The organism is Streptomyces sp. NPDC001709, from assembly GCF_053596375.1.
The window spans coordinates 1-11,549 of the sequence record NZ_JBSFGB010000094.1; the positions used below are offsets into that span (position 1 = coordinate 1).

Annotated in this window: 11 protein-coding genes and 1 pseudogene; 6 read left to right on the forward strand and 6 right to left on the reverse strand. The window is 66.9% G+C overall.

Features of this window, described 5'->3' with window-relative positions; all coding sequences use genetic code 11:
• Positions 1-159: 159 nt before the first annotated feature.
• A complete protein-coding gene (locus ACWC0C_RS47300; RefSeq protein ID WP_450871332.1) occupies positions 160-1,797 on the reverse strand; it encodes a hypothetical protein in 1,638 nt (545 codons plus the stop codon).
• A gap of 1,517 nt (positions 1,798-3,314) precedes the next feature.
• Here ACWC0C_RS47300 and ACWC0C_RS47305 point away from each other — a divergent pair.
• Positions 3,315-4,535, forward strand: a complete 1,221-nt coding sequence (locus ACWC0C_RS47305) for a helix-turn-helix domain-containing protein (RefSeq protein ID WP_450871333.1) — start codon at positions 3,315-3,317, stop codon at positions 4,533-4,535.
• 75 nt (positions 4,536-4,610) lie between these two features.
• Here the strand turns inward: ACWC0C_RS47305 and ACWC0C_RS47310 are convergent, their stop codons facing one another.
• The 3 genes from ACWC0C_RS47310 to ACWC0C_RS47320 form a co-directional block, all read right to left on the reverse strand.
• Positions 4,611-4,856, reverse strand: coding sequence for a type II toxin-antitoxin system RelE family toxin (locus ACWC0C_RS47310; protein WP_450871334.1), 246 nt, complete (start codon positions 4,854-4,856; stop codon positions 4,611-4,613).
• Entirely contained in the window at positions 4,853-5,113 is a 261-nt protein-coding gene (locus tag ACWC0C_RS47315; RefSeq protein ID WP_450871335.1) for a type II toxin-antitoxin system Phd/YefM family antitoxin, read from the reverse strand. The genes ACWC0C_RS47310 and ACWC0C_RS47315 overlap by 4 nt, the downstream gene beginning before the upstream one ends.
• A gap of 203 nt (positions 5,114-5,316) precedes the next feature.
• Positions 5,317-6,627, reverse strand: coding sequence for a hypothetical protein (locus tag ACWC0C_RS47320; protein ID WP_450871336.1), 1,311 nt, complete (start codon positions 6,625-6,627; stop codon positions 5,317-5,319).
• 40 nt (positions 6,628-6,667) lie between these two features.
• Between ACWC0C_RS47320 and ACWC0C_RS47325 the strand changes: the two genes are divergently transcribed.
• Both ACWC0C_RS47325 and ACWC0C_RS47330 read left to right on the forward strand, forming a co-directional pair.
• The gene (locus tag ACWC0C_RS47325) at positions 6,668-6,907 is read left to right on the forward strand and encodes a hypothetical protein (protein WP_450871337.1); all 240 of its coding nucleotides are present in this window, start codon (positions 6,668-6,670) and stop codon (positions 6,905-6,907) included.
• Entirely contained in the window at positions 6,904-7,428 is a 525-nt protein-coding gene (locus ACWC0C_RS47330; RefSeq protein ID WP_450871339.1) for a DUF6262 family protein, read from the forward strand. Before ACWC0C_RS47325 ends, ACWC0C_RS47330 begins: the two co-directional genes overlap by 4 nt.
• Before the next feature lie 14 nt (positions 7,429-7,442).
• Here the strand turns inward: ACWC0C_RS47330 and ACWC0C_RS47335 are convergent, their stop codons facing one another.
• Positions 7,443-8,162, reverse strand: a complete 720-nt coding sequence (locus ACWC0C_RS47335; RefSeq protein ID WP_450871341.1) for a hypothetical protein — start codon at positions 8,160-8,162, stop codon at positions 7,443-7,445.
• A gap of 349 nt (positions 8,163-8,511) precedes the next feature.
• On the reverse strand, positions 8,512-8,745 hold the full coding sequence (locus ACWC0C_RS47340; RefSeq protein ID WP_450871343.1) for a nucleic acid-binding protein: 234 nt from the start codon (positions 8,743-8,745) through the stop codon (positions 8,512-8,514).
• Here ACWC0C_RS47340 and ACWC0C_RS47345 point away from each other — a divergent pair.
• The 3 genes and pseudogenes from ACWC0C_RS47345 to ACWC0C_RS47355 all read left to right on the forward strand — a co-directional run bounded on the left by ACWC0C_RS47345 (position 8,732) and on the right by ACWC0C_RS47355 (position 11,322).
• Complete coding sequence (locus tag ACWC0C_RS47345; protein WP_450871344.1) at positions 8,732-10,135, forward strand: hypothetical protein; 1,404 nt, start codon at positions 8,732-8,734, stop codon at positions 10,133-10,135. The genes ACWC0C_RS47340 and ACWC0C_RS47345 overlap by 14 nt on opposite strands.
• A 117-nt stretch (positions 10,136-10,252) precedes the next feature.
• A complete protein-coding gene (locus ACWC0C_RS47350; protein WP_450871346.1) occupies positions 10,253-10,573 on the forward strand; it encodes a hypothetical protein in 321 nt (106 codons plus the stop codon).
• A gap of 73 nt (positions 10,574-10,646) precedes the next feature.
• A pseudogene (locus ACWC0C_RS47355) lies at positions 10,647-11,322 on the forward strand (restriction endonuclease).
• Positions 11,323-11,549 lie beyond the last annotated feature (227 nt).

Genomic DNA, 11,549 nt, shown 5'->3' on the forward strand with positions numbered 1-11,549 from the left:
AGGATCAGACGAAGGCCACCCTCATGTCCGGCGAATGCCCAGGTGAGTGACCTCGTTCGGGACACCGTTCGAGGCCAGAAGAAAAAGAACAAGCTCACTGTTCCTCGGACATGGTCCGGGCCTCTCGACGAAGGCCCGGACCATGCCGCTGGCGGGAGGTCAGATGGAATAGCGGACGTACCGGTCTCCCTTGAAGAGCCAGACCTCGTTGAGGGACCCGGGGACGGGGAGGCCCTCGTCAACGCCCGTCGTGTACGCGGTGTTGGCCAGGCCGGGCCAGCCGGACGCGATCTCCATAGGCCCATTGGTGATCTTCTCTTTCTCGGCGTTGTACCGCAGGTAGCGGGTGCCGCGGAAGAGGTAGACATCGGTGGAGCTGCCGGGGACTTCGCACGCGGTATCGATACCGCGTGCGAAGTCGGTTCCGTGGAGGCTGGTCCAGCCGGCTGCCAGCTTCGACGGGCCGCCTTCGATGCCCTGCGGCTGGATGCCCCAGGCGAAGCGGTAGCGGAGGTAGGTGTCGCCTCGGAAGAGATAGAGATCGGTGGGGCTCCAAGGGACTCGGCATGCGGTGTCGATGCCGCGCGCGAAGTCCGTCCCGGCAAGGCCAGGCCAGTCGGCGATCTTGCCGTCGCGCAGGATGGCCTCGTCCCGTTCGTTGTAGAGGACGAACTTGTCCCTGGCGAACATGTAGAGGAGTTGGGGGGCACCGGGCAGCGAACAGGCTGCGTCGATGTACCCGGTGTAAGTGGTCCCCTGCAGGCCGCGCCAGCCTGCGGAGATCGGCTTGGGCCCGGTGGTGATCGACTCGACGGGCTCGGAGTGGATGTACAGCCAGTATTCGCCCTCGTAGCCCCATCCTTCGGGGTGTCTGCCCCCGACGAAGGGGAACATCTGCTCGCGGTAGGGCAGGGTGGCCCACCGCTCCAGGGCCGCCCGGTCGAAGAGGAATGTCTGTTCCTTGACCAGGTCGTCGTTGGCCATGGCGATGAAATCCGCGATGAGCGAGGAGGCCCCCGCGGCCACCTTCACGAAGTGCGGCAGGAGCCCATCCGCGTCTTCGAGAACCTGCGCGGCCTCGGCGAGCATGCGCGCGATGCTCCGGACCAGGTTCGCCAGGTCTGACGTGTTCCCGTGGTCCTCCTCCCAGCAGATGATGTTGCACAGGAGGAACTGCCTGACCTCGCCATCGAACAGAACGGTGCCCTTGTCGATGCGGTGGGTCTCGCCCTTGTCGACGTTCTCGTAGGTGCGGGTGCGCGAAGACTGCTTGCTGCCGTTGTCGGCCCCGGCGCTGAGGCACCAGTAGATCTCGTCGTCCGGAGTGAGCTCGGTGGATTCCCTCTCGCAGTAGAACTTGGTCGGCTTGAGCCGGACTGGCAGCGGCCTACCGGACGTGGTCGCCCGGGTCTGGGAGGCGGTCACGACGGTCGCCCCGTACCCGTGCTCGCTCAGTGCCCTGACAAAGCCCTCCGGCTCCACACCACCGCCTGGGCGGCGGAAGGCGGGATCGTCGAGGTCGATCACCCGCACGTTGTCCTGCGCGACGGTCTCCTCCCCCAACACCTCCAGGTCCTTGGCCAGATCCTCCGTCGCGTAGCCCTCGCTGACCGGACGAGCGACCAGACTGTCGGGGAAGAGCCGGCCCGAGTTCGCCACCGACGCCTCCTCCCGGTACACCCGCCCGAACTCCCGGACCTCGTCCTCCGACAGCGCCTCCTCCAGCGCCCCCACCAACCGCGACTCCAGATCGGTCAGCTCCAGGCCCGCCTCCAGCCGCGCCGCGCCATGCAGCATCGCCCCGAACAACACCCGAGACGCCCGCGACGGCTGTGCCCGCCCCACGGAACGCGCTGGAAGAGCGCCGCCCTGCAACTGCGCCCGCAGCCGCTCCACCCGCCCGCTCCGCGACCCCGTAAACCCGTCCGACGACACACGCACTCCTGAATGTTGAATCCGGAAAATCCCAGATCAGACATGGGATTGATGGACGTACACATCCTTCACGTCCACTACGGTGCGCAATAGATCATTTACGGTCAGTGCTTGACCCTTGACAGGTAAGCAGGCTGCGCTCCCCCTGACGGCCTCTCGGGAGGCTGCAGACCTTCCCTCTATCCGGGTCCCGTCGGTCAGCTTGACGCCCTCAGCTACAGAGGGGCGACCAACCAACAGGTGACGCCTTCCGTGGCCTGAAAAGGGCGCTCGTCCGCCAGCTCGAACGCTAAGCCGCCAAGTGAGGTGCCCAGTCGGCAGAAGGAGATCATCAGAGGTTCAAAGATGGGTTCTGAGGGCCGAAACCCTGTAGGCCCGCTGTCCCCTGCGCGGCCCGGGCGACCCGGCTTCTGACCGCCGGCGGCTCCTTCCGGCCGCTCCAAGGACGGACGTACTGGGGCGACGCCCGCGTAATTTGGCGGCGCTGCTGGGCTGGTCGGCCGGGGTCTGCCTGCTCACGGCGCCAACTGGTCTTCTTTACCACGTGGTTGCCTCGGACGCCGGAGGTTGGCTTGCGTCGGCAAATGTTCCGGGCGATTGGCGACGGAACGCAAGGTTGTGGCCCCAGCGACCTGCGCGAAGGTCGTTTTGCGGGATATTGAAGGCATTCGTATTTCGCACAGCGTGTCGCTAGGGTCACGCTCAGGCGCGCGCAGGTCCTCACACGGTCGCCAAACCACATCCGAGGGCCTGCGCGCGTTCCCTAACAACAACTCCAAGGAGAAGCGATGTCTCGATCCCCTCGGCGCCGTGGCGCCAAACCTGCAGCTGCCCGTCAGGCGCCTGGAAGGCAGGCTAACAGTGGCGACGAAATTCGCGCCGTTGTTGCCTCTGCGGGAAAGGCAAGGTTCGTTGCGTTCCTGGCGGTTCCTGCCCTGGCCATTGTGCTCATCGCCGGCGTCCCGCTCGGCGCGCGGGTGCAGGCCGATGTGGCTGCGCAGGTGCTGGGCAGCGTGCTGGCTGCGGCGGTTACGGCCGTGTTGAGCAGCAACAGGCGGCGTAAGCGGCACGGTTAGCCGCGTGGCGGCCGGGGTGCCTCGAAGCGCACCCCGGCCGCCGAATGCGTGTTCCCACATGGTGACGAAACCCCGGGCTGGTCCGGATCCGGCGACGAAACAGCCGGGCATTAACGGCCGGTCGGGGTCACGAAAGTAGCGAACGCCTCCTTGACCAAAGGAAGAACCTCCGTGGACCGCTGCGCTTTCTGCCGCGCCCCTTTCGTATTGCCCGGCCCCAGGGTCGGACGTCCTCAGAAGTACTGCTCCGCCGGATGCCGGAGGGCGGCGCACCGGGCATCTCGCCGCCAGGCCGGTGCTCTGATGCCGCCGGGAGCCCTCCAGCCGTGCCCGGCTCGCGCACCGGTGCCGGCGTCGCCGAACGCTGCCCTGCCGCCCCGCACTACGCCCGGCCGCCTGGACGAGATCCTCGGGGAAGTCATCCGCGACCTCCAGGACGACGCCCGGGTGCTGCTGCGGCAGCTGGAGCCCGATGACACCGAGCAGGTCCTGGAACAGGTGCGGCAGATGCGTGCCCGGCTGGACTGCCTGACCGCGGGCCTGGTCGGGCGGGCCCGGTTGCGGCAAGTGACCTGGGCCCGTATCGGCCTGGCGCTGAGCGTCAGCGAGGACACCGCACGGCACCGGTACACCGACGACTACATCGTGCGCCGGCTGAAACAGGTGGGACACCTGCCGTCCGTACCGGCCTCACTGCGGGCCCTGTACGAGGAACCAGCCCGGCACGTGGCCGGGGGGCCTGCCGGTATGGGCGAGGAGATCCCCGACGAAGCCGAGGCCGCCGGCGCGGCCTACAACCGCCTGGCCCCCGTGCTGTCCATGCTCGCCCGTGCCTCAGAACTCCCGCTGCACGAACTGGCCCATCAGTCCCGCTGCTCCGCCTCGTACCTCAGCCGCATGCTCAGCGGCCACCGGGTCCCGTCCTGGAAGATCACCGAGAGGTTCGCGCGGGCCTGTGGCGCGGACCCGGTCGTGCTGCGCAAGGTGTGGGAGACAGAGCAACTGCGCCGCCGCCAGCCCCGGCAGCCGGCTGCCGACCAGCATGAGATCGACGCGCTGGACGGCATCAGTACCCAGGCACAGGCCGTCCAGCGACTCATGGCCGCCCTGCGGACCCTGCACGTACGGGCCGGACAGCCCTCTGCCCAGCAGATCTGCATCGCCTCGCGCTGGCGCCTTCAGGCATCCCAGGTCGCCGACATACTCGACGGCGCCGCAACGTGCGACTGGCCGACGCTGTTTCAGCTGGTACAGGCCATGGGCGGCTCCGCCGACTACTTCCACCCCCTGTGGCAGGCGGCGACCGGACGCCGAGACCAGCCAACCGAGCCGCCGCCCACGGCGGCCAAGGCCGACCCGCCGCCGTCCTGTGACGCACAGCCGACCGGACCCGCGGACAACGCACACAGTCTGATCAGCAAGTTCGGCGACATCCTCGGCAGCGCACCCGCATTCGACCTTGGACAGCGGGAAGTCATCCGACGCCGGATCGCACAGCGCGCCGAACGCCAAGGCCACTGCTGAAAACGGCTTGGCACACCGCGACAGCACACAGCCCCGGCCCACAACGGGCCGGGGCTGATGTCTTTCGTTTCCCTGTCAGCGCACGCGTCCGAGGTGGATGACGCTGACGCGGATCTGCTGGTCGTTGATCTCGTACATCACCCGGTATCGGGCGACGTGGATGCGCAGCAGGTCGGCGCTGCCGAACGCGCCGTCGGGGCGGGGGTTGTCGGCGAGGCGGTCGACGGCGGTGAACACCTGCCTGACCCCGTCGGGGTCGTCCTTGGCGAACCGCTCCGCCTGGGCGAGGGCCTCGGGCTCCCAGATGACCTCGTAGCTCAACGCTCATCTCCACCGAAGACACGCCGGTACGCCTCGCGGTGCGAGACACCGTCGTCTTCCCCTCGGGCCTGGCGGGCGCGGTAGGCGGCCAGGGCCCGCAGCTCCTGCAGCTCCAGGGCGTCGGCGGGGCTGACCAGTATGGCGACGGTCTGCCCGTGGTCGGTGATGGCGACCGGCTCCCGGGTGGCACTGACCTCGCGCGCGATGGCGCCCAGGCGGGCGCGGGCTTCCACGATCGAGTACGTCGTCTCCGTCATAGACACCACATTACAGAAGTGTGCACATTCCCCCCAGTGCGGCGGCGAGCCCCGTTTTCGGTCTGCCGGTGACGTGCCGGCACCACTGTGCCGTCGGCAGTGACGCCGATGCCCGCCGTGCATCACCGCGCACTGCTGGCCCTGCGTTCCACGGACCTCTTCGCGCATCTGATCGTGTAATGGCCGGGTCGGCCAGGGGCGCGTTACGGCTGCCTCAGACGGGTGCGGCGTGCCTCGACCAGGGCGCGCCAGCGTTCCCGGACGGTCTGGTCGTCGTCGAGCCAGTGAATGGCGGGCCTGTCGGGCTGCGGGAGGCCGCCCATGGCGGCTGCGATGTGGACGTAGTAGGCGAAGTCCCCGCTCGTGGTTGCCTCACGCAGACGCTCGATGGTGGCGGTGAGGTCGTCGTGTTGGCCGAGTACGGCGTGGTGGAAGGCGAGGGCGAGGTCGAGAGCCGTGCGGGCCGCGCTGATCCCTGCGGTGTCGATCTCGGCGCGCAGGGCGCGGGCGGCGATCTGGGTGGTGAGGGTGGTGGCGCGCTGGTCGAGCCCGGCGAGGAGCTGTTCGGCGAGGGCGATTTCGTCGTCGGCCCGGGCGGGATCGGTGAAGGCGATGGTGAGCGCGAGGTTGGCCTGGGCGATGGCCTGCTCGCCAAGATTGCCGTGGGCTTCGGCGTCGGTGCGCGCGGCGGTGAAGGCGGCCGCGGCCTGGTCCATGTCGCCGTGGGCGAAGTGGACGTCGCCCAGGACGCGTTGGCCGCGCCCGGGCCAGCCGAGAGTCTCGGCGGTGGCGAGCGCGGCGGGGAAGTCGCCGGCCATGCGGGCGAGGTGGGCGAGTCCGCGGGCGGCGTCGGGGGCGAGCCGGCCTCCGTTGTTGGCGACGTGGCGCATGCCGTCGCGGGAGGCGTCGTTGTGGCCGAGGTCGCGTTGGGCTTTGGCTCGGTAGTAGATCGCAATGTCGGCGAGTTCAAGGGGCAGCTGGCCGGTGTCGAGGACGCCGGTGAGCCGGGCGACGGTCGTGGAGCGGTGCTCGTGCTGACGGCGGGCGAGTGTGCTGAGGAGTTCGGTCAGGGCGTCCGCGGCGGTGGCGGGGTGCGTGTCGCTGCCCTCCGGGAGAGGGAGGGGTTCCCAGACGTAGTCGTCGGTGTAGGCGAAGCCGGCGTCGGTGAGCCAGCCGAGGTCGAGCTGGTGGTCGCGGGCCAGGGCCAGTCCCTGGCGCAGGCATGCGACGAGCAGGCGCCGGTCCGGGCCGTTGTGGGACCTCCACTGATCGCCCAGGGCGGCCAGGGCGCGGGCGGCGGCCTGCTTCCAGTCGGCGTCGGTCCAGCGGTCGTCGGTGCTGTCGTCGGCGCTGCGCAGGGTGGAGCGGATCAGGGCGTGCAGGTGGTAGGGCCACAGGGCGAACGGATCGTGCCGGACGAAGGGCCGTTCGGTGAGCCGGGCGGCGGCGGCCTGGTGCGGCAGGCCGGCGGTCGCGGTGGCCAGGGGGATGTCGAAGGCGTCGAGCAGGGCCACCGAGCGCAGCAGGTGGCGGCTGCGCAGCCGGGAGAGGCTGATGTCAGCCTTCGCCGCTGACCACTGGGCGCGCAGCGAGGCGATGCCCTCGCAGGAGGAGATCCGCCGGGTACGCCGACTGATCGACCGCGTCAAGGCCGATCTCGGCGACCTCACACTGGAAGAGCAGGCGCAGATCAGCGAGGCCGTCGCCGTCGTCCGCCGCAGCCGGACGACGATGCTCGGCATGCCGCGCATCGGCCCGCCCGTGTCCGACGCCGACAGCGTGGAGTCCGCATGAGCACGGCCATGGCTGACGGCCGCCGCGCCGACAGTGAGCGTCGCCATCAGCGGGTAAAGACCGCCCTCCAGAAGGCTGTTGCCGACGGGACGACGGTCAGCGTGAGCGGCATCGCCCGGCAAGCCGGCGTCGACCGCACCTTCCTCTACCGCCACCGCGATCTGCTGGCGCTGATCCACGCGGTCGAACACGAGCCGCACGGATCGCCGTCTTCGACCAGCCCGCCCGTCAGCCTGGCATCGCTTCAAGCCGACCTTGCCAACTCCCACGCCCGCAACACCCGGCTCATTACACAGATCCGGCGCCTGGAACGGCGCCTGTCGGAGCTCATGGGCGAGCAGACCTGGCGCGAGTCAGGGCTGGGCACCCCGGCCGACATCGAGGAACTTCAGCATACGGTCACTCGGCTGGAGCAGAGGAACGTCGAGCTGGCCTCCAAGCTGGAGGAACGGGAAGCCGAACTGGAGGCCGCTCGGTCCGCCAACCGTGAGCTGACCAGAGCACTGAATCAGAGCAAATAACTGGCACGCCAGTTCTACTCCTCTCCACCGATGCCAAACCAGCTCTTTGTGTCATTCCTGAGCCGCTGCCGCCAGTCCTTCCTTACAGGTGCACCGGCGGCCTTGCGAAATTCTGCAGCGCGGGTCTCGAACCTCGAGGACTGGATTACCTCGCTGGTGATTGCCCGCACCAATACATCGTTGGCTTGCCGGATACCGAGTAGACCTCGAACCAGTAGGAGAGCCATGGGGATACAGATAAAAGCCCATAGAGGAGTCAGGCGAACCGCTAGCACGACACTGAGGAAGATACCCGCCAGTGCGACGTTTGATTTCAAGTCTGCCTCCGCTGCCGCGCGATCGTACTCGCCATACATATCCTTGTTGACCGTGTATAGACGTGTGCGAATCTGCGGCAGTTCACTATGCAAGGCGAGCAGTGCACTGCCACGTTCCTCAAGCTGCGCGGGTGTGAAGTCACGTCCCTCTTCGTCCAGAGACATCTTCTCCATGACGTAATTCTTCAGAGATTCCGCCATCGGCCTACTCAATTGCGATCCGGCCAGGACCCAGTAAGGCTTCTCATGGAGAGTGCCCTTACGCAAATAATGTGCAGCAACTTTCTTCCATAGCCAGTCCGTCACTCTTGTGGCCCGTAGCTCCAGGATGCTACCGACCAGGTATGCAGCGAAGGTGACTGCGACAAGAATCGCCGACTTCCCGACCCAGCCGCCAACCTCGTAAAGCTGCTTCACGGGTGCGGGTGCTTCGCGCTTACTTGGAATACGACCTCCGAAAATAAGCCAAAACGATAGAAGGTGCATGTAGCCAGTTGCCAACGGCGTTCGAATTTCCCGGAACCCTGGCAACAAGGAAGCAAACATAAAGACCATGCTCGTCCGAGGAAGCGACAGTCCAGGGTGCGACACAGGGCAATCTCGCGCCAGCCTCCGTGCACCACACCTGTTGCGCTCGCTATGGTCGCCCTGACCGCTTCTGAGCTGCGTGAAGTCGAATCGCACGCTTGCGGCGCCCTAGAGAACTTCTGGCCGTCGGGAAGGACCACAGTGATGGGCGGCGGCTCGTGCGGCGTGTCCGCCACGGTTATGCCGCCTCCTGGCCCTCGCCGTCCTCGCGTTCGAGGGCGTGCTTGAGCTGGGACCGGGCATCGGGCCGCTCGGCTGCGGCGATCTCGCTCCAGACCGGGTGTGTGAGGATCACGGCAGTGAGGTCGCGTTCCTTCTCCCGCAGCGCGGCGACTTCCCTCTTCTCCTGCTCCGACCAGCCTGGTGGCTTCGTAGGTGAGAACGGAGAGCGAATGTCGATGGGGCCTGGCATCGGTCTGACTGCCGCGTCGGTCTTCGACCCGAACCAGGAACTCGACCCTGGCTGGGCGGCAGGACAGCTCAACGTCAGTCCGCTGAAGTCGGAGGTGGCCCTGTACGACTGGGCCATGGGGCTTGCCTATCAAGGGCCGCGCTGGGACAACTCCCAGGCCGACACCAGGGGTCTGACGTATGAGGCGCGCTGCACCACGCCGCAGGCAGAGGGCGAGTGTACGGGGCAGAAGACCTGGGACGCGGCGGAGGAGTGGTACAAGGACATCAAGGCCGGCGGGTGGAAGCAGACTGCTGACGGGTCTGCTCCCGCGATGTCGGTTCCGGTGTGGATGGGCATGGCAAACCGGCGGCCCGATACGTCACTTCCGGCATCGCAGGCGTTCCAGGACCCCAATAGCTACAAGATCAAGTCAGATGTGGGGGTCACGTTCGTCATCGGCGAGGATGGGAAGATAGTCGATGGAAGTGTGGGCTCCAGCTATCAGGCCCGTGTCGGCAACGCGCACCTTCCGTACTTCGTCACCAAGATCATGAAGGCGATCGAGGCGGACTACGGGATCACGGCGCCGGACATCGACTACACCACACAGGACGCGCTCGAATACGGCAACGTCCAGGAAGCCCACCCGTACACGGACGGCGACACCCCCGGTCAGGCCTACTTCCCGCACTTCCGGGCCGCCCGCCTGGACAGCGCGAAGCAGTGCGTGGACTTCCGGGCCGTCGGCGGCGGCGTCCACGGCTACCGGTCGATGATCGCCCACAAGTACATCAACGACAATGTCAAGGCATGGGTGGACGAGATCAACTCCAGCCTCAAGACGAACTACGCGGTGCGTAACTTCGCTGGCGACGTCTACTCGATGTTCTTCAAGAACAGCGGCGACACCAACACGTTCGGCAGCCTGATCGGTAATGCTCCTCCCATCTGGCACGACATCGCTGGCGCGTTCTGCGCCGACGGCAGTATCAAGCCGATGCACCTGCAAGAGGACAAGGACATCGATCCGTCCAACGGGCTCGTCTTCCAGAGCTACATGCCCGACCTGTACGTGTACGTCGACGACAAGATGACCGACAACCTCGGCCGTCCGTCGAACCACCGGGTCCACGCAGGCGACTGGAAGGACTTCTCCAACATCCCGGGCATGGAGTCGGTCAACGGCAACGCGTATATGCGGTGCGACGCCAAGAACCGCGGCAGCGGCGGCAACCCGTGTCCGGCGGGATGCTCGGATCGGTGGTGGCGACTCCCCCGCCGAGGCCATGGGTTGATGGCGATGTCGCCGTCGTCGCCCGAGTGCGCCCCGGGAACCAGCCGTCTCTGGTCTTCCACTGCGACGACCCCATCGAGGAGTTCGGCGTCAACCTCACGCAGTAGTGTGTAGAGGTGCTCTCCTCCCTTCGTAAGCTCGGGAAGGAGACTTTCCCCCACCTTGCGGTGGTGGGCGTAGGAGGGGGGAGAAACCTCCCCCCTCCAACTTCCAGAGAAAATGGTGTGCACCGTGGGCGGATATGGTGGAATATATGTCTATGTCTTTTTCTTTCTCCTCTATATCGCGCTAGTGTCCTGCTTGTGCGTGAAAGCTGCGGAGAACACATCCTGGAAAATGTCCATGGCGGTCGCATCGGGAGGCATATTCCTGCCGTTCGCACTGTTCTGCGTGCTCTTTCCCGGCATGCTTTTTGTGCTGGCCTACCTTGTCATGGTCGTCATGCTGGCCACTAAGGTCGGGTCCAAGGGGGCGGTGGCGAGAGGAATGCTGATCACCACCATAGGAATCCTCCTGCCGATCAGCCTCCCATTCGCTGGATTCCTGGTCTAGTCTCCGCGCTTTCATGAAGCGGGCTGTCCAGCAAGTGGTCAGGACGAGGTCGAAGCCGAAGAGGCGCCAGCCGATGCGACGCCCTACCCGAGGTGCCCGCAGGCCTGTCAGACGGCGGCAGCGCGCGGATGACCGGCTGATCGGGTCTCCTCGTGGCCGCTGCCGTGGTGGTGGCCATCGTCAACTGGCTGCTGACCCACTGGTGGATCCTGGCCGTCGTCGGAGTGCTCGCTGCGCTGGCCGGCGGCTGGCTCTACCAGCGCAAGCAAAGGGCGCGGTGGGAAGCGGTCCGTGCGCAGGGCCTGCGGTACGAGCTGCGCGAGTTGGACGCCCTACACCACACCCGGTTCGAGGAAGCCGTACGGGACCTGATGCGCCGTGACGGCTGCCAGGACGCCGTGCGTGACGGCGGTCATGGGGACCTGGGCGCGGACGTAGAGGCCACCGACCCCTACGGGAGGCTGTGGGCCACTCAGTGCAAGCACGGCAGAAAAGGCCTGCCCGGATCCCCAGTGGGCACGCCGGACCTGCAGGTCCTCAACGGCACCGCCCATCAGGTCCACAGCGCCGAGGTCGCGGTGATCGTGACGAACGGCTGGGTGACCGCGCCGGCCGTGGACTTCGCCAAACAACAGCGGCTCCACGTGGTCGACTGCCGAACCCTCGGGACATGGGCGTCCGGCTCACGCCCTCTGTGGGAGCTGCTCCGTGCCGTGCCGCCGCCTCGCAGGCCGAACGACCTTTCCTGAGCCGCCAAGGCGGACTGGACAGCACGGATCCTGTTCGCCGCCCACGACCTGGGCAAGGACGGGGACGATCCGGAGTTGACCGACCCGCGACGGAGGCCTGCCGACCGGCGCGTTGAGCTGGGGCACCCGCTGCTGGGGCCTCCCCCTGAGTGGTGGACACGCTGATACTGGATCTGCTTGGTCCGGAGGAAGCGAGAAGACCGCCGATGGCGATGAAGGACTACTCG